Source organism: Streptomyces sp. NPDC031497 (assembly GCF_055580905.1).
This window is the reverse complement of sequence record NZ_JBVIKO010000010.1, coordinates 1-15,548: the sequence shown is the minus strand read 5'-3', so window position 1 is coordinate 15,548 and position 15,548 is coordinate 1. Positions and strand designations below refer to the sequence as shown.

The 15,548-nt window shown below is 71.3% G+C and carries 18 protein-coding genes; 8 read left to right on the top strand and 10 right to left on the bottom strand.

Going from position 1 to position 15,548, the window contains the following annotated elements; genetic code table 11:
- Nucleotides 1-61: 61 nt before the first annotated feature.
- The 8 genes from ACZ5K7_RS21700 to ACZ5K7_RS21665 all read right to left on the bottom strand — a co-directional run bounded on the left by ACZ5K7_RS21700 (nucleotide 62) and on the right by ACZ5K7_RS21665 (nucleotide 6,950).
- Complete coding sequence (locus ACZ5K7_RS21700; RefSeq protein ID WP_450972369.1) at nucleotides 62-1,630, bottom strand: alpha/beta hydrolase; 1,569 nt, start codon at nucleotides 1,628-1,630, stop codon at nucleotides 62-64.
- Between the two features lie 163 nt (nucleotides 1,631-1,793).
- Entirely contained in the window at nucleotides 1,794-2,555 is a 762-nt protein-coding gene (locus ACZ5K7_RS21695) for an urease accessory protein UreD (protein WP_351698785.1), read from the bottom strand.
- Nucleotides 2,552-3,232, bottom strand: a complete 681-nt coding sequence (ureG, locus tag ACZ5K7_RS21690; protein ID WP_351698304.1) for an urease accessory protein UreG — start codon at nucleotides 3,230-3,232, stop codon at nucleotides 2,552-2,554. The genes ACZ5K7_RS21695 and ureG overlap by 4 nt, the downstream gene beginning before the upstream one ends.
- A gap of 57 nt (nucleotides 3,233-3,289) precedes the next feature.
- The gene (locus tag ACZ5K7_RS21685; protein WP_468915386.1) at nucleotides 3,290-3,967 is read right to left on the bottom strand and encodes an urease accessory protein UreF; all 678 of its coding nucleotides are present in this window, start codon (nucleotides 3,965-3,967) and stop codon (nucleotides 3,290-3,292) included.
- A gap of 15 nt (nucleotides 3,968-3,982) precedes the next feature.
- Entirely contained in the window at nucleotides 3,983-5,704 is a 1,722-nt protein-coding gene (locus ACZ5K7_RS21680) for an urease subunit alpha (protein ID WP_351698300.1), read from the bottom strand.
- Nucleotides 5,697-6,008: an urease subunit beta gene (locus ACZ5K7_RS21675; RefSeq protein WP_351698298.1), complete on the bottom strand. Its 312-nt coding sequence runs from the start codon at nucleotides 6,006-6,008 to the stop codon at nucleotides 5,697-5,699. The genes ACZ5K7_RS21680 and ACZ5K7_RS21675 overlap by 8 nt, the downstream gene beginning before the upstream one ends.
- An 11-nt stretch (nucleotides 6,009-6,019) precedes the next feature.
- Nucleotides 6,020-6,322 (bottom strand): urease subunit gamma, encoded by a 303-nt coding sequence (locus ACZ5K7_RS21670; protein WP_010355509.1) that lies wholly within the window; start codon nucleotides 6,320-6,322, stop codon nucleotides 6,020-6,022.
- Nucleotides 6,323-6,671: 349 nt separating this feature from the next.
- Complete coding sequence (locus ACZ5K7_RS21665) at nucleotides 6,672-6,950, bottom strand: type II toxin-antitoxin system Phd/YefM family antitoxin (protein WP_351698292.1); 279 nt, start codon at nucleotides 6,948-6,950, stop codon at nucleotides 6,672-6,674.
- A gap of 151 nt (nucleotides 6,951-7,101) precedes the next feature.
- Here ACZ5K7_RS21665 and ACZ5K7_RS21660 point away from each other — a divergent pair, with 151 nt between their 5' ends.
- The 3 genes from ACZ5K7_RS21660 (at nucleotide 7,102) to ACZ5K7_RS21650 (ending at nucleotide 9,075) form a co-directional block, all read left to right on the top strand.
- Nucleotides 7,102-7,737 carry an ATP-dependent Clp protease proteolytic subunit gene (locus ACZ5K7_RS21660; protein ID WP_351698290.1) on the top strand — a complete coding sequence of 212 codons (636 nt, stop codon included), beginning with the start codon at nucleotides 7,102-7,104 and terminating at the stop codon, nucleotides 7,735-7,737.
- A gap of 7 nt (nucleotides 7,738-7,744) precedes the next feature.
- Complete coding sequence (locus ACZ5K7_RS21655; protein WP_133024808.1) at nucleotides 7,745-8,053, top strand: hypothetical protein; 309 nt, start codon at nucleotides 7,745-7,747, stop codon at nucleotides 8,051-8,053.
- 548 nt (nucleotides 8,054-8,601) lie between these two features.
- Nucleotides 8,602-9,075 (top strand): C40 family peptidase, encoded by a 474-nt coding sequence (locus ACZ5K7_RS21650; protein WP_351698288.1) that lies wholly within the window; start codon nucleotides 8,602-8,604, stop codon nucleotides 9,073-9,075.
- A 32-nt stretch (nucleotides 9,076-9,107) separates the two neighbouring features.
- Here the strand turns inward: ACZ5K7_RS21650 and ACZ5K7_RS21645 are convergent, their stop codons facing one another.
- A complete protein-coding gene (locus tag ACZ5K7_RS21645) occupies nucleotides 9,108-9,566 on the bottom strand; it encodes an ATP-binding protein (RefSeq protein WP_351698286.1) in 459 nt (152 codons plus the stop codon).
- Nucleotides 9,567-9,778: 212 nt separating this feature from the next.
- On the opposite strand from ACZ5K7_RS21645, the gene ACZ5K7_RS21640 reads away from it, so the two are divergent.
- Together ACZ5K7_RS21640 and ACZ5K7_RS21635 are read left to right on the top strand one after the other, a co-directional pair.
- Nucleotides 9,779-10,639 (top strand): helix-turn-helix domain-containing protein, encoded by an 861-nt coding sequence (locus ACZ5K7_RS21640; RefSeq protein WP_351698284.1) that lies wholly within the window; start codon nucleotides 9,779-9,781, stop codon nucleotides 10,637-10,639.
- A 9-nt stretch (nucleotides 10,640-10,648) separates the two neighbouring features.
- Nucleotides 10,649-10,876: a DUF397 domain-containing protein gene (locus tag ACZ5K7_RS21635; RefSeq protein WP_351698282.1), complete on the top strand. Its 228-nt coding sequence runs from the start codon at nucleotides 10,649-10,651 to the stop codon at nucleotides 10,874-10,876.
- A 59-nt stretch (nucleotides 10,877-10,935) separates the two neighbouring features.
- Here the strand turns inward: ACZ5K7_RS21635 and ACZ5K7_RS21630 are convergent, their stop codons facing one another.
- Nucleotides 10,936-12,063, bottom strand: a complete 1,128-nt coding sequence (locus tag ACZ5K7_RS21630) for an 8-amino-7-oxononanoate synthase (protein WP_351698280.1) — start codon at nucleotides 12,061-12,063, stop codon at nucleotides 10,936-10,938.
- Between the two features lie 147 nt (nucleotides 12,064-12,210).
- On the opposite strand from ACZ5K7_RS21630, the gene bioB reads away from it, so the two are divergent.
- From bioB to bioD, 3 genes are read left to right on the top strand one after another with little or no spacing between them, the layout of a single operon-like run.
- Complete coding sequence (gene bioB / locus ACZ5K7_RS21625) at nucleotides 12,211-13,401, top strand: biotin synthase BioB (protein ID WP_468915381.1); 1,191 nt, start codon at nucleotides 12,211-12,213, stop codon at nucleotides 13,399-13,401.
- Nucleotides 13,394-14,674: an adenosylmethionine--8-amino-7-oxononanoate transaminase gene (locus ACZ5K7_RS21620; RefSeq protein ID WP_468915379.1), complete on the top strand. Its 1,281-nt coding sequence runs from the start codon at nucleotides 13,394-13,396 to the stop codon at nucleotides 14,672-14,674. Before bioB ends, ACZ5K7_RS21620 begins: the two co-directional genes overlap by 8 nt.
- A 2-nt stretch (nucleotides 14,675-14,676) precedes the next feature.
- The gene (gene bioD, locus ACZ5K7_RS21615) at nucleotides 14,677-15,393 is read left to right on the top strand and encodes a dethiobiotin synthase (RefSeq protein ID WP_351698274.1); all 717 of its coding nucleotides are present in this window, start codon (nucleotides 14,677-14,679) and stop codon (nucleotides 15,391-15,393) included.
- Nucleotides 15,394-15,548: the final 155 nt, after the last annotated feature.

Sequence of the window (15,548 nt, the reverse complement as noted above, 5' to 3'; positions counted from 1 at the left end):
GTCGTACGACCGAGGGGCGGCGGGAGTGTTCCCGCCGCCCCTCGTCGCCGTTCCGGAGGGATTACGGCTGCGGTGTCGCGTGCGGCGCGCAGGTGACGTCCGCGCCGTCCAGCTTCCCGGTGAGCAGGTAGGTGTCGACACGGCTGTTGATGCACGGGTTGACCAGGCCGGTCACACCGTGCGAGCCGGCGCCCTGCTCGGTGATGAGACGCGAGCCCTTGAAGCGCTGGTGCAGTTCGACGGCGCCGGGGTACGGGGTGGCGGCGTCACGCGTGGACTGCACGATCAGCACCGGCGGCAGGCCCTTGTGGGTCTTGACGTTCACCGGGGTCTGCTGCTTGACCGGCCAGGTGGCGCAGGGCAGGTTCAGCCATGCGTTGGCCCAGGTCATGAAGGGGTACTGCTTGTTGAGCTCGGTGTTGTCGCGGTCCCACTTCTTCCAGCTGGTGGGCCACTTGGCGTCGGTGCACTCGACGGCCGTGTAGACGGCGTTGCCGTTCTCCGAGGAGATGTTGCCGGCGGTGTCGGTGAGGTCCGGGGCGGCCGCGTCGACCAGGGCCTGGGTGTCACCGGCGAAGTACTTGCCGAACACCGTGGCGACCGGGACCCACGAGGAGTCGTAGTACGGCGCGCTCTGGAAGAAGCCGATCAGCTCGGCCGGTCCGACGACCCCGCCGATCGGGTTCGCCTTGGCGGTGGCGCGCAGCTGGAGCCACTTGGCCTGGACGGCGTCCCGCGTGGTCCCCAGGTGGAAGGTGGAGTCGTGCGCGGCGACCCAGTCCTCCCAGTCCTTCCAGCGGCCCTCGAAGGCGACGTCCTGGTCCAGGTTGGCCTGGTACCAGATGCTCTTCTTCGACGGGTTGACGACACTGTCGACGATCATCCGGCGCACATGCCCCGGGAACAGCGTCCCGTACACGGCACCGAGGTAGGTGCCGTAGGAGACGCCCAGGTAGTTGAGCTTCTCCTCGCCGAGCGCGGCCCGGATGACGTCCAGGTCGCGGGCGGTGTTGGCGGTGGTCATCTGCTGGAGCATCGCCCGGCCGGTGCGCTCGGCACAGCCCTTCGCGTACTCCTCGGCGAGCTTGCGCTGCGCGGTCTTGTCCGCCTCGGTGTCCGGCACCGGGTCGGCCTTGGGGGCCTTCACGAACTCCTGCGGGTCCTCGCAGGAGATGGGCGCCGAGTGGCCGACACCGCGCGGGTCGAAGCCCACGAAGTCGTAGGCCTTCGAGGTGTTGACCCACAGGGGGTTCTTGGTGGTGACCCGGAGCGGGAAGCGCATGCCCGAGCCGCCCGGGCCGCCGGGGTTGTAGACGAGGGCGCCCTGGCGCTCCGCCTTCGTCCCGGTGCTGCCTATTCGGTCGACGGCGAGCTTGATCTGCTTGCCGTAGGGCTTCGCGTAGTCGAGCGGCACGCTGACCCAGCCGCACTGGACGGGCTTCGTGAGGGCCCAGTCGGCGGGGCAGTCCGCCCAGTCGATCCCCGCCTTGGCGGCATGCGCGGCGGCGACGGCCGCGCCCTGCTGCTCGCGGTCCTGCCCGTGCCGGGCCTCGGCGCCGGACGCGGGGGCCGCGAGCGCACCGGTGATCAGGCTCGCGGTGACGAGCGCTCCGGCCGTACCGAACGCCAGTGCCCGGCTCCTCGATCTGAAGTTGTCCCTCAAGTGGGCCCCTCCCCGTACCTGGTTACGAATAGTCAGGGGAGATCCTTCCGGCTGTGAGGCTCCTGAGAACAGGGTGTGGCAGCCGTCTTTACCAATCCGATAACCGGACGATCACGTCCCGCTGAGCGGATCAGCCGCCGAGATGGCCCAACGCCTCGTCCAGCACCCGCCGAAGCCGCAGAGCATCGCCGGCCACCGCGGTCACCAGCACGGCGGGCCCGGCGAGCGGAGTGAGCGCCGCGCCCTCCCCCAGCATCCGCGCCGCCACCGGCTGCGCCGCGAACTCCGGCCGTACGACGACCAGTTGCCCCACCGCGCGATGTCCCGCCAGCACGGCGGGGCCGTCCCAGCCACCGGGTGCCCCGGGCCCGCAGGCCAGCTCCTGGTCGAGGAGCGCCGTTCCGGCCACGCGCACCGTGAGCCGACTGGTGAGCCGCCCGGGCTCCTCCCCCACCCGCCCGAGCACCTGCTCCTCCCGCAGCACCAGCCGGCCGCGCGCCCCGACGTCGACGCGGGTGGAGACGTACAGGTCGCTCCCCTTGGCGGAGATCAACTGCTCGGGCAGCCACCGCAGTTCGGCACCGTCGGCGACATCGAGCCGCACGTCGTACCGGGCCTCGCCCTTCAGCTGTCCCGGCAGCGCGATGGTCGCCGCGGCCGATCCGACGGACAGCCGGGCCGCGTCCTCCACCCGGGCCTCGATCCCGAACCGGTCCCCGCCGAGCGGCCCGCTCATCGCCCCGACGATCATCACCCGGGCCTCGGCCGCGCTCCCCCGGGTGCGCCGCAGCGCGAGCGGCCCCTCTCCCTCCAGCACGGGAAGCGAGGTACCGCCCCGCCCGTCGCCCCGGGCTACGATCCGTGCGTGCGCGCGCACCCCGGTGGCGGTCATGCCGTCCACGCGGTGAGCCGCTCCCGCACCCACCGGGCGACGTCCCCGACCCCGGGCTCGCTGCGCAACGACTGGAAGACGACGGGCAGTTCGGCCCGCTGCGCCTTCGCGTCGGCGGCCATCCGCGCGAGGTCCGACCCCACGTAGGGGGCCAGGTCGGTCTTGTTGACGACGAGCAGGTCGGCCGTGGTGACACCGGGGCCGCCCTTCCGCGGAATGTCATCGCCTCCGGCCACGTCGATCACGAAGATCTGCGCGTCCACGAGCCCCTTGGAGAAGGTGGCCGTGAGGTTGTCGCCACCCGACTCTACGAGGATCAGATCCAGCGGCCCGACCTCGTCCTCCAGGTCCTCCACGGCTTCGAGGTTGGCCGAGATGTCGTCCCGGATCGCGGTGTGCGGACAGGCACCCGTCTCGACGGCGGTGATCCGCTCGGGCGGCAGCACGGCCTCCCGCAGCAGGAACTCGGCGTCCTCACGCGTGTAGATGTCATTGGTGACGACGGCGAGGGACAACTCGTCCCGCAGGGCCCCGCAGAGGGCGGCGACGGTAGCGGTCTTGCCGGACCCGACGGGCCCACCGAGCCCGATACGCAGGGCACGCCGGGATCCGTCGGGACGGCGGGCGTCGGCGCTGACGGCGGCGGGGCCGTGGTGGTGATCGTGGTCGAGATGCATGTGCGGCTCCCTGTGGATACGTGGCCTTCCGAACGGCCTGTTCTGCGACTTCCAGTGCTACGAGGCGAACAACCGCACCGCCCACCCCGCATGCCACTCCGCCCCGATCTCCAGCAACGGCGCCGACCCGGCGGGCAGGTCGTCCGTCTCGCCCCCCGCGGCCACCCGCCGCGCCGCCTCCACCGCCCGGTCCACCACCCGGTCCACTTCGGGCGCCAGCCGGGCCAGTGCCCCCGTCGCCTCGAACGGGTCCAGACTCAGCAACCGCACCACCGCCGTGGCCGGCCCGCTCACGCACTCGTACGCCGCGCAGTAGGCCGCGTCCTCGGCCGAGAGCCCCGCGGCCCTGGCCACCACCCCCAACACCACCGGCTGATGGGCCCCCTTGGGGAACTCCTTTGCCAGGGCATCGAGTTCGGCCACCGGCCAGGTCGCCCGCGCGGCCCGCAGCAGCTGCCGCCCGAGCCTGCGCGCGGCCCCCCGCAGCGCGGGCGACGGCGTCCGCGCGTCGGCCGCCGCGTCCAACTCCCGTACCTCCACACCGAGTACCGCGGCCGCCGCGAGCGCACCCGCCACCAGCCCCGCCGTGTGCAGCCGCCCCCGGCAGAACTCCTCCAGGGTCGCCGCTCCGGTGATCCGCCCGGCCTTGACGGCGGCCTCCGCCCCACCGGAGTGCGCATGCCCTCCGGCGGGAAAGCGGCCGTCGGCCAGTACCAGCAACGCTGCCCGAGACATCAGGGATCCCTGCTCTCAGAACAGGAAGTAGCGCTGGGCCATGGGCAGTTCGGCGGCCGGTGTCGCCTCGACCAGCTCTCCGTCGATGTACACGGCGAAGCTGTCGGGGTCGACCCGCACCCTCGGACGCGCGTCGTTCTCCCGCATGTCCGCCTTGGTCACCCCACGGGTCGACTCGATGGCGACGAACCGCTTCCCGAGCTGCAACCGCTCCGGCAGCCCGTCCTCGACGGCGAGCGGGGCGACGAAGTTGAAGGAGTTGGCGGCCGGCGCCCGTCCGATCGCCCCGTACATGGGGCGCGGCAGAATCGGCTGGGGGGTGGGGATCGACGCGTTGGCGTCGCCCATCTGCGCGTAGGCGATCTGGCCGCCCTTGAGGACGAGGTGCGGCTTGACCCCGAAGAACGCGGGCTCCCACAGCACGAGGTCGGCGAGCTTGCCGGTCTCGACGGACCCGATCTCACGGGCGAGCCCCTGGGCGAGCGCCGGGTTGATCGTGTACTTGGCGACATACCGCCGTACCCGGTGGTTGTCGGCCCTTCCGTCGCCCGGCAGCGCACCGCGCCGGCGCTTCATCACGTGCGCGGTCTGCCAGGTCCGCAGTATCACCTCGCCCACGCGCCCCATGGCCTGTGCGTCGGAGGAGATGATGGAGATCGCACCGAGATCGTGCAGGACGTCCTCGGCGCCGATGGTCGACGGCCGGATCCGTGACTCGGCGAAGGCGAGATCCTCCGGCACCGCCGGATTGAGGTGGTGGCACACCATGAGCATGTCGAGGTGTTCCTCGGCGGTGTTCACGGTGTACGGCCGCGTCGGATTCGTCGAACTCGGCAGTACGTGCGGCTCGGAGACGACGGTCATGATGTCCGGTGCGTGCCCGCCGCCCGCGCCCTCGGTGTGGTACGCGTGGATCCCGCGGCCGCCGATCGCCGCCAGGGTGTCACCGACGAACCCGGCCTCGTTCAACGTGTCCGTGTGGATGGCCACCTGGATGCCGGTGCGGTCCGCGACGGTGAGGGCCGCGTCGATGACCGCCGGGGTGGACCCCCAGTCCTCGTGCAGCTTCAGCCCCAGGGCCCCGCCCCGGATCTGCGAGAGCATCGCCTCGTGCGAGACGGTGTTGCCCTTGCCGAGGAAGCCGATGTTGAGCGGGTACTGCTCCATCGCCTCCAGCATCCGGGCGAGGTGCCACGGCCCCGGTGTCACGGTGGTGGCCTTCGAGCCCTCGGCCGGTCCGGTGCCACCGCCCACCAGCGTGGTGATCCCCGCCGCCAGTGCCTCGTCGGCGATCTGGGGGCAGATGAAGTGGACGTGCGCGTCGACGCCGCCGGCGGTCAGGATCCGCCCGTTGCCGGCGATGACCTCGGTCTCGGGCCCTATCACCAGCTCCGGGTGGACCCCGTCCATGGTGTCGGGGTTGCCCGCCTTGCCGATGCCGGTGATCCGGCCGTCGCGGATGCCGACGTCGGCCTTGACGATGCCCCAGTGGTCGATGATCACCGCGCCGGTGACGATCGTGTCGGGGGTGCCTTCTGCGCGCGTAGCGCGCGACTGGCCCATGGACTCTCGGATGACCTTGCCGCCGCCGAAGACGGCTTCGTCACCGGCGAGCCCGGGCCCGCCGGAACGATCCTCCTCGATCTCCACGATCAGGTCGGTGTCGGCGAGCCGGATCCGGTCACCGGTCGTTGGTCCGAACAGGTCCGCGTACGCGGCACGGGAGATCTCAGGCATCGAGGGCACCTCCGGTCTCCCCGCGCAGCCCGGGTACGACACGGGCCCCGGCGAGGGGGACGAGTTCGACGTCGACGGGGATGCCGGGCTCGAAGCGGACGGCGGTGCCGGCGGCGACGTTCAGCCGCTTTCCGCGCGCGGCGCCTCGGTCGAACTCCAGTCCGGGATTGGCCTCGGCGAAGTGATAGTGGGAGCCGACCTGGACGGGCCGGTCGGCGGCGTTGAGGACGGTCATCCGGGTGATGTCACGGCCCTCGTTGTACACGATGGGCTCGTCGGCGAAGAGGATCTCTCCGGGAATCATCGGCGGGCCCCTCAGACGATCGGGTCGTGGACGGTGACGAGCTTGGTGCCGTCCGGGAAGGTCGCCTCGACCTGGACGTCGTGGATCATCTCGGGAATGCCCTCCATGACGTCGTCCCTGGTGAGGAGCTTGCGTCCGGAGGCCATGAGTTCGGCGACGGTACGGCCGTCACGGGCGCCTTCGAGGATGTGCGACGTGATGAGGGCGACCGCCTCGGGGTGGTTCAGCTTCAGCCCGCGGGCCCGGCGCTTCTCGGCCACGTCGGCCGCCACATGGATCAGCAGCCTCTCTTGCTCGTGCGGGGTCAGTTGCACGTCCCACCTCACAGTCCTCGCTCCGGACCGTGCGGGGCCCGGTTGCCGCAGCCACCGCGACAGATCGGGCTCAGGAACCCGATCCGGATACGGAAACCCCTGGTGGCGTGGATCGGCAGGCTAGTTCGCCGGAGTTTCGACGACGTTAACCGGACCTTGATCATCTGATGACCGGCGCACGAGAGCGAGTCCCGGCGCACGGCGCGCACCATCCGCGCCGGCGGCCGCCACTCCACCGCCGCCCTCACGCCCGTACGGGTGAACACCGGGTCGCCGGGGGCCGTCGGCACGCGCATCGGCCCTCCCCCGGACGTGCCAGGGGAGGGCCGATGTCACGACAGGGGTCGGGTCAGGAACCCGCGGCGCCCCGGTGTTCGGCCGCGATGCCGAAGCGGCCGCGCTCCGGGCGTACGGCGGCGCTCTCGCGGACCGTGGAGACCGCGCTGACCACATGCTCCTCAGTGGCTTCCGAGAGCTCTTCGAGGCGTTCGAGGTCGGCGGCGGAGACGAGGGCGACCAGAGGCTTGCCGTGCCGCGTCACGACGACACGCTCACCGCCGTACACCACCCGGTTGATCAGTTCGGCGAGCTCAGCCCTGGCTTGGGTCACCGGAATCTCGTAGGCCATGCCCCCAGCTTACGGGGCACCTCGGACATCACATCTTGTTCGGCCTCAGCGGAATCCCCTCGCGACACCCGTCAAGCTTCTGTACGTCCTGTACATTTCTTACGGAGAGTCCGGCCGCTGAGACAGCTCAGCCGCGAGGAGGGGCAACGCCATGACCCGACCGTCCGCCCGCTATGTCCTGCCCGAGTTCACCGAACGCACCAGCGCCGGCCAGCGCACCCTGGATCCGTACTCGAAGCTGCTGGAGGAGCGCATCGTCTTCCTCGGCGCACCCGTCGACGAGACCTCGGCCAATGACGTGATGGCACAGTTCATGTACCTGGAGCACGCCGCTCCGGAGCGGGACATCTCCCTGTACATCAACTCGCCGGGCGGCTCGTTCAGCGCGATGGCCGCGATCTACGACACCGTCCAGTACGTCACCTGTGACGTGGAGACGATCTGCCTGGGGCAGGCCGGGGCGTCGGCCGCGGTGCTGCTCGCGGCGGGCACGCCGGGCAAGCGGTCCGTGCTGCCGGGTGCGCGCATCGTGCTCCAGCAGCCGTCGCTGCCGCAGCCGGTACAGGGCCAGCCGAGTGATCTGGTCATCCAGGCTACGGAGTTGGAGCGGATCCGCGCGCTGCTCGAAGAGTTGCTCGTCCGGCACACCGGGCGGACACCGGCCGAGGTCCACCAGGACCTGGAGCGGGATCTGGTGCTGGACGCGCCGGCGGCGCTGGCATACGGGCTGGTGGACCGGATCGTGCCCAGCCGCAGGACCTCGCTCGGCCTGCCGGACGCGGGGTGAGGAGCCGATGCTGCCACCGGAGCTGCCGCCGCTGCCCGCGCTGACCCGCGCCGAGGGCGAGTTGATCGACCGTTATCTGGACGTGGTCGACCTGCTGGGCCGTATCAACCCGGCGCAGAACGAGGACACCTATCGTGGGCTGCGCGCCGCGCAGGCGCTGGTGCGCGCGGCGTCCGAGCTGCGCGACGCGCTCGCCCTGATGCATCGACGGGGTGAGACGGAGCTTCACGGGGACACGCTGGCACGGGCGTTGCGGGTGCTCGACGGTGAACGCCGGACCGCGCGCGTCGTACTCCCGCCCGACTGCGTACGGTGACGCCCGGCGAAGTCCGCAGCGACGCGTCCACCGGTCGGCCGGGCCGGAGTTGAAACGACCCAAAGGGGTTACCGCCGTTCGGCGGAGGATGGCGTGGTTTTACCTGACCGACGGGGCCGCTCAAGGTGCCTGCCCAGGGGCGCCCGCGGAGGGCTTCGGTGCAGGTCCGGGGCTACGTCGGGCAGTTGACGACTAATCGAACACAGCGCCGTCCACCCGAACGGGTGGGTGGTGAGTAACCCCACAAATCCACGGTTCCGTTGGGATTTTCGGACAGGGGTGAGTGAAGATCCCTGTCTGACGACAAGCCCCCGCCACAACGGCGGGGCGATCCGGGCGGACGCCGAGTCCTGCCGCCGCCCGGGTGCCCGGTCGACGGAAGTGGATCGGCAGGAGTGGAGGACCCAAGCACGACGGGTCGCCGGAACGGTCGCACCATGACCGGGCCGCGCAGCCCTTGGGGTGAAGCCGTGGCAACACGGCCGGGCAACTTCGCCAGCCCGAATCCGACAGGTCATCCTTCACAGGCGGCTGACGAAGGGTTGCGCATGACTGCGCTCAATCGTGTCCCGTCGCTGATGGCGCGGGCCGGCACGGCCTCGGCACTCACCATCGCCGCCGTCGGCGGCTCCATCGTGATCCCGGGTGTCGCCTCCGACGCCTCGGCCGCCACGATGGGGACGAAGGCGCTCCAGGTGGCGGCCTCGAAGAAGGGCTCGCCCTACAGGTGGGGTGCCACCGGACCGAACCGGTTCGACTGCTCCGGGCTCACGCTGTACTCGTTCAAGAAGGCGGGCAAGAAGCTCCCGCGGACGGCGGCCCAGCAGTACAACAAGACCCGTCACATCTCGGCCGGCAACCGCAAGGCCGGGGACCTGGTCTTCTTCCACTCGGGTTCCAGCGTGTACCACGTCGGCATCTACGCCGGGAAGGGAAAGATCTGGCACGCCCCGAAGACCGGGGACGTGGTGAAGCTCCAGAAGATCTGGACGCGGAGCGTCTGGTACGGCCGGGTCAGCTGACCCACCAGCGGCCGGTCGGCGGGAACTCGGGGCTACGGTTCCTGCTGGCCGGCGGCGGTGACCGTGCCGGCCGGGACTGCCCAGGGCAGTTCGATGAGGACGGTCTTGCCGCCCTCCCGGGTGGGGCGCACCCGGAGCTTGCCGCCGCACTCCGCGGTGAGCCAGCGGATGATGACCATGCCGCGCCCGTTGTCCTGCTGGACCGCGGCTGGGAGTCTCTTGGGGAAGCGCGGATGGCTGTCCGTGACGCCGATGCGCAGCTGTTCGTCACGGTCGAGGACGAGGCCCACCGTGAAGGTGGGTGACTGCCCGAAGGTGTGCTGCACCGCGTTGGTGGCGAGTTCGGAGACGATGAGGCGGATGGTGTCCGCGGCCTCCGTCTCCGGTGGCAGCCCCCATTCCGCGAGGATGCCCAGCACGTAGGAGCGGGCCGCGGAGACCGAGGCGGGATCGCTCGGCAGAGTGATGGATGCTTCCAGGTGGTCTGCCATGGCGACGTCGTCCCTTTCCCACGGGACCGGAGCCCGACACGGTGTGGATGGTTCGAGTACGGTCCCGGACTGGTGCTTCTTCGTCAGACTGCCATTACCAGGGCGGCCAGGGGAGCGATCCACCAAGATATGCATATATCTGTCGCTCGATGCGGTGAACTCTGCGACCCCAGAGCGTATTTGGGCGGCTCGGAAGGAGTAAGGAGTAGCCCATGCAGAACGGTCCCGCGGTACGCCGCCGGAAACTGGGCGCCGAACTGCGCGCTCTGCGCACCGGCGCCGGCCTCACGAGCGGTGAGGCCGCCCGTCTGGTGGGCTGGCATCAGTCGAAAGTGAGCCGGATCGAGACCGGCGCCAGCGGTGTGAAACCGGCCGATGTGCGGTTACTCCTCGACGCCTACGGCGTGATCGAGGGGCAACTGCGCGAGTTGCTGCTGGTGTTGGCGGGGTCTGAGGACACCGCCGGGCGACACCACTGGTGGCATGCCTACCGCGGTGTACTGCCGCCCACCTACCGGGATTTCATCAGTCTGGAGTCGCAGGCCGGCGCGATGCGCACGCTGGAGACCTCGGTCGTACCGGGGCTGCTGCAGACCCCCGAGTACGCGCGCGCCGTGACCCGGGCGGCCGTCGACGGGCTCGACGACGAGGCACTGGACGCCCTCGTGAAGGTGCGTCTGGCCAGGCAGGACGTACTGCGCAACCATCCGCCGCTGGAGCTGAGCGCGGTCCTTGACGAGGCGGTGCTGCGCCGCGAGGTCGGCGGGCCCGGCGTGATGGCCAGACAGCTGGAACGGCTGGTGGAGGCGGCCCGGCTGCCCCAGGTAAGGCTCCAGGTGCTGCCGTTCTCGGCCGGGGCCCATATCGGCATCACCGGGCCTTTCGTAATCTTCTCATTTCCGAGCACTTCTGATCTGGATGTGGTTGTTCTCGACCAGTTGACGAGTAGCCTCTACCTCGAACGGAAAGAAGACCTCCAGGCCTACACGGAGGCCTTCAACGCCCTTCAGATCCACGCCCTTTCGCCCGAGGACTCGTTGGATTACATCGCCGGGATAGGTGACGGCGCGTAAGGAGGCACCATGACTGCACTGCCTCGGAACGTATCTTCAAGTGCTGATCTGCACGGACTGCGGTGGCTGCGCAGCAGCTACAGCACCGGAGCGAACAACTGTGTGGAGACGGCACGGCCGTGCTCCGGTCGGCTGACCGGACTGCTCGCCGTGCGCGACTCCAAGGATCCGACCGGACCCGCGCTGCTCTTCTCCCCCGGGAGCTGGGCGGGGTTCGTGTCGGCGCTCACCGGCTGATCAGCCCGTAACCCACTCCGTATCCGCATTCGGACAAGGCCCGGCCGTGTCACGCCGACTCATGGTCGTGTCTCACCGATCACCTGTACAGCGCGTTCGATCTCGGCCCCGGAGAGGTCCGCCCGGGCGGTCAGCCTGAGCCGTGAGATGCCGTCCGGCACGGACGGCGGACGGAAACAGCCCACGGCCAGGCCTGCCGTACGGCAGTCGGCCGCCCACCGCAGGGCCCCCTCCGGGGACGAGGCCCGCACGGAGACCACCGCGGCGTCCGGACGCACCGCTTCCAGACCCGCGGCGGTCAGCCGTGCGTGCAGTTCCGCGGCCACCTCACGGGCCCGCACCGCACGTTCGGGCTCACGGCGCAGCAGCCGTAGCGCCGCCAGGGCCGCGCCCGCCGCGGCGGGGGCCAGGCCGGTGTCGAAGATGAAGGTCCGGGCCGCGTTCACCAGATGGTCGATCACCCGGGCCGGGCCGAGCACGGCCCCGCCCTGGCTGCCCAGCGACTTGGACAGGGTCGCCGTGACCACCACGTCCTCGGCGCCGGACAGACCGGCCGCCTGCGGCGCCCCCCGCCCGCCGTCCCCGAGCACCCCGAGCCCGTGGGCGTCGTCCACGAGCAGCCCGGCGCCGCGCTCCCGGCAGGCCACGGCCAGGTCGGCCAGCGGTGCCGCGTCGCCGTCCACCGAGAACACCGTGTCGGAGACGACGACCGCGGGTCCCTCATGGGTGCCGAGCGCCTTGCGTACGGCGTCCGGGTCGGCGTGTCCGACGACCTGGGTGGTGCCCCGGGCCAGCCGGCAGCCGTCGATCAGCGAGGCGTGGTTGAGGGCGTCGGAGACGATCAGGGAGCCGTGCGGGCCGAGGGTGGTGACGGCGGCGAGGTTGGCGGCGTAGCCGGAGGAGAAGACCAGGGCGGCCTCGAACCCGCAGAATTCGGCCAGCTCGCGCTCCAGCTCGGTGTGGAGCTCGGTGGTGCCGGTGACCAGCCGGGAGCCGGTGGAGCCGCCGCCCCAGGTCCGGGCCGCCCCGGCCGCGCCCTCGGCGACCTCCGGGTGGTGGGCGAGGCCCAGGTAGTCGTTGCTCGCCATATCCAGCAGCGGCGAGTCGGCGGGACGGGGGCGCAGGGTCCGTACCAGTCCGGCGCGGCGGCGGAGTTCCGCCTGTTCGTCGATCCAGCCGAACGCCATGGCTCCTCCGGAGAATTTGTAGGCAGTGGACAGACCCTAGCGGGAGCACCAGCCACCCACTGTGTGGCAATACCCACACGTCGAACCGACAGGCTTGTGCGAACTCTCCTTGGCCCGGAGCAGCCTCGTAGTACAGGATCGGCTCTCATGGACCTGCTGAACACGCTGGTGGACAAGGGGCTTCGGCGCGAGCTGCCGACCCGCGAGGAAGCGCTCGCCGTGCTGGCGACCTCCGACGACGACGTGCTCGATGTGGTGGCCGCGGCCGGCAAGGTGCGCCGGCACTGGTTCGGCCGGCGCGTGAAACTCAACTACCTGGTCAACCTGAAGTCGGGGCTGTGTCCTGAGGACTGCTCCTACTGCTCGCAGCGGCTGGGCTCGTCCACCGGGATCCTGAAGTACAGCTGGCTGAAACCCGACGAGGCCTCCAAGGCGGCCGCCGCGGGCCTCGCCGGGGGTGCCAAGCGGGTCTGCCTGGTGGCCAGCGGGCGCGGCCCGACCGACCGGGACGTCGACCGGGTCGCCGGCACCATCAAGGCGATCAAGGAGCAGAACGAGGGCGTCGAGGTGTGCGCCTGCCTCGGTCTGCTCTCCGACGGCCAGGCCGAGCGGCTGCGCGAGGCGGGCGCGGACGCCTACAACCACAACCTCAACACGTCCGAGGGGACGTACGGGGACATCACGACCACGCACACGTACGCCGACCGGGTGGACACGGTCAACAAGGCGCACGCGGCGGGGCTGTCGGCCTGCTCCGGTCTGATCGCCGGCATGGGCGAGACCGACGAGGACCTGGTCGACGTCGTCTTCTCACTGCGCGAGCTGGACCCGGACTCCGTTCCGGTGAACTTCCTGATCCCCGTCGAGGGCACCCCGCTGGCCAAGGAGTGGAACCTCACCCCGCAGCGCTGCCTGCGGATCCTGGCGATGGTGCGCTTCGTCTGCCCGGACGTGGAGGTCCGTATCGCGGGTGGTCGCGAGGTCCATCTGCGCACCATGCAGCCGCTCTCGCTGCACCTCGCCAACTCGATCTTCCTCGGCGACTACCTCACCACCGAGGGCCAGGCCGGCCAGGCCGACCTGGAGATGATCGCGGACGCCGGTTTCGTGGTCGAGGGCGCCGACGAGGTGACGCTGCCGCAGCACCGCTCGGAGGTCGCGGCCGGCGGCTGCGGGACGCACGCGGAGGCCGGGTGCGGGTCGCATGCCGAGGCCGGGTGCGGGTCGGGTGTCTGCGGCTCCCACGAGGAGGCCGCCGCTCAGGCCAACGAGCCGCGCACCGACCTGGTCGCCGTCCGCCGCCGGGGCGCCGGAACGAATCTCGCGCCCAATGCCTGACCTGAGCGTCCCCGAGCTGCTGGAGCTGGACCGGCGGCACGTCTGGCATCCGTACGGACCGATGCCGGGCCGGGCCGAACCGCTCGTCGTGGAGTCGGCGAGCGGGGTCCGGCTGCGGCTCGCGGACGGCTCGGGCGAGTTGGTCGACGGCATGTCGTCCTGGTGGTCGGCGATCCACGGCTACAACCACCCGGTGCTCAACGAGGCCGCGCGCGACCAGCTCGGCCGGATGAGCCATGTGATGTTCGGCGGGCTCACCCACGAGCCCGCGGTACGCCTGGCGAAGCTCCTTGTCGACATGTCGCCGGACGGGCTCGAGCATGTCTTCCTCGCCGACTCCGGCTCGGTGTCGGTCGAGGTCGCGGTCAAGATGTGCCTGCAGTACTGGCGTTCCCTCGGCCGCCCCGCGAAACAGCGCCTGCTGACCTGGCGGGGCGGCTACCACGGCGACACCTGGCAGCCGATGTCGGTGTGCGACCCCGAGGGCGGGATGCACGAGCTGTGGTCCGGTGTGCTGCCCCGCCAGGTCTTCGCGGACGCGCCGCCGGCCGAGTACGAGGAGTCGTACGCCGACCGGCTGCGATCGCTGATCGAGCGGCACGCGCACGAACTGGCCGCGGTGATCGTGGAGCCGGTGGTGCAGGGCGCGGGCGGGATGCGGTTCCACTCGCCCGGCTATTTGCGGGTGCTGCGCGAGGCCTGCGACGCGCACGACGTGCTGCTGGTGTTCGACGAGATCGCGACCGGCTTCGGCCGTACGGGTGCGCTGTTCGCGGCGGACCACGCGGCCGTCAGCCCCGATGTGATGTGCGTGGGCAAGGCGCTGACCGGTGGCTATCTGACGATGGCGGCGACCCTGTGCACGCCCCGGGTGGCCGAGGGCATCTCGCGGGGCGAGGTGCCGGTGCTGGCCCACGGCCCGACGTTCATGGGCAATCCGCTGGCCGCCTCCGTGGCCTGCGCCTCGCTCGGACTGCTGCTGGGCCAGGACTGGCAGGCGGAGGTCAAGCGGATCGAGACGGGTCTGCGGGACGGCCTGGCGCCGGCCCGGGAGATCCCCGGCGTACGGGACGTCCGCGTCCTCGGCGCCATCGGGGTCGTCCAGCTCGACCACGACGTGGACATGAAGGCCGCCACCGCCGCCGCCGTGCGGGAGGGCGTGTGGCTGCGGCCGTTCCGCGATCTGGTCTACACGATGCCGCCGTACGTCACGGGCGACGCGGACGTGGCACGGATCGCGCGTGCGGTGTGCGCCGCCGCGAGGGAAGGGTGAACATGCCGATCCTGATGATCACGGGGACGGGCACCGAGGTCGGCAAGACGGTCACCACGGCCGCGGTCGCCGCCGCGGCGCTCGCGGCGGGCCGCTCGGTGGCGGTCCTGAAGGCCGCGCAGACCGGGGTACGACCGGACGAGCGCGGGGACGCCGACGAGGTCGCGCGGCTCGCGGGCCCGGTGACGGCGGCCGAACTCGCCCGGTTCCCGGAGCCGTTGGCGCCCGGCACCGCGGCCCGGCGGGCCGGAATGGCCCCCGTGCGTCCGCACGAGGTGGCGGAGGCCGCCGCCAAGCTGGCCACCGAGCACGAACTGGTGCTGGTCGAGGGGGCGGGCGGGCTGCTCGTGCGGTTCGACGCGGCGGGCGGCACGCTGGCGGACGCGGCCCGGCTGCTGAACGCGCCGGTGCTGGTGGTGGCGTCGGCCGGGCTCGGCACCCTCAACACCACCGAGCTGACGGCCCGTGAACTGCGCCTTCGTGAGCTGGAGTTGCTGGGAGTGGTGATCGGCAGCTGGCCCGAGACACCGGATCTGGCGTCCCGTTGCAATGTCGCCGATCTTCCGGAGGTGGCCGGGGCGCCGCTGCTCGGTGCGCTGCCCGCCGGGGCCGGGGCGCTGGCGCCCGCCGACTTCCGTGCGGCGGCGCCGGGTTGGCTGTCCGCGCGGCTGGACGGCGGCTGGGACGCGGAGGCGTTCCGGGTGCGGGAAGCGCCTTAGGGCCGGTGCAGGCCACGTCGGTCGGGTGTGGGTGGGTGGGGGGGGGGGGGGGGGGGGGGGGGGGGGGGGGGGGAAGGAGAGGGGGGGGGGGGGGGGGGAGGGGGGGCCCCCCCCCCCTCAGGGGGTCGTCCCCCCCCCGCCGTCGTACCGACAGT

What these genes read in the sequence shown, in the direction of transcription:
- ACZ5K7_RS21650 (WP_351698288.1), top strand. Translation starts at nt 8,602, where the DNA reads ATGACTGCGCTCAATCGTGTCCCGTCGCTGATGGCGCGGGCCGGCACG.
- ACZ5K7_RS21665 (WP_351698292.1), bottom strand. Translation starts at nt 6,950, where the DNA reads ATGGCCTACGAGATTCCGGTGACCCAAGCCAGGGCTGAGCTCGCCGAA.
- ACZ5K7_RS21645 (WP_351698286.1), bottom strand. Translation starts at nt 9,566, where the DNA reads ATGGCAGACCACCTGGAAGCATCCATCACTCTGCCGAGCGATCCCGCC.
- ACZ5K7_RS21635 (WP_351698282.1), top strand. Translation starts at nt 10,649, where the DNA reads ATGACTGCACTGCCTCGGAACGTATCTTCAAGTGCTGATCTGCACGGA.
- ACZ5K7_RS21655 (WP_133024808.1), top strand. Translation starts at nt 7,745, where the DNA reads ATGCTGCCACCGGAGCTGCCGCCGCTGCCCGCGCTGACCCGCGCCGAG.
- ACZ5K7_RS21660 (WP_351698290.1), top strand. Translation starts at nt 7,102, where the DNA reads ATGACCCGACCGTCCGCCCGCTATGTCCTGCCCGAGTTCACCGAACGC.
- ACZ5K7_RS21630 (WP_351698280.1), bottom strand. Translation starts at nt 12,063, where the DNA reads ATGGCGTTCGGCTGGATCGACGAACAGGCGGAACTCCGCCGCCGCGCC.
- ureG (WP_351698304.1), bottom strand. Translation starts at nt 3,232, where the DNA reads ATGCATCTCGACCACGATCACCACCACGGCCCCGCCGCCGTCAGCGCC.
- ACZ5K7_RS21695 (WP_351698785.1), bottom strand. Translation starts at nt 2,555, where the DNA reads ATGACCGCCACCGGGGTGCGCGCGCACGCACGGATCGTAGCCCGGGGC.
- ACZ5K7_RS21620 (WP_468915379.1), top strand. Translation starts at nt 13,394, where the DNA reads ATGCCTGACCTGAGCGTCCCCGAGCTGCTGGAGCTGGACCGGCGGCAC.
- bioB (WP_468915381.1), top strand. Translation starts at nt 12,211, where the DNA reads ATGGACCTGCTGAACACGCTGGTGGACAAGGGGCTTCGGCGCGAGCTG.
- bioD (WP_351698274.1), top strand. Translation starts at nt 14,677, where the DNA reads ATGCCGATCCTGATGATCACGGGGACGGGCACCGAGGTCGGCAAGACG.
- ACZ5K7_RS21685 (WP_468915386.1), bottom strand. Translation starts at nt 3,967, where the DNA reads ATGTCTCGGGCAGCGTTGCTGGTACTGGCCGACGGCCGCTTTCCCGCC.
- ACZ5K7_RS21680 (WP_351698300.1), bottom strand. Translation starts at nt 5,704, where the DNA reads ATGCCTGAGATCTCCCGTGCCGCGTACGCGGACCTGTTCGGACCAACG.
- ACZ5K7_RS21675 (WP_351698298.1), bottom strand. Translation starts at nt 6,008, where the DNA reads ATGATTCCCGGAGAGATCCTCTTCGCCGACGAGCCCATCGTGTACAAC.
- ACZ5K7_RS21640 (WP_351698284.1), top strand. Translation starts at nt 9,779, where the DNA reads ATGCAGAACGGTCCCGCGGTACGCCGCCGGAAACTGGGCGCCGAACTG.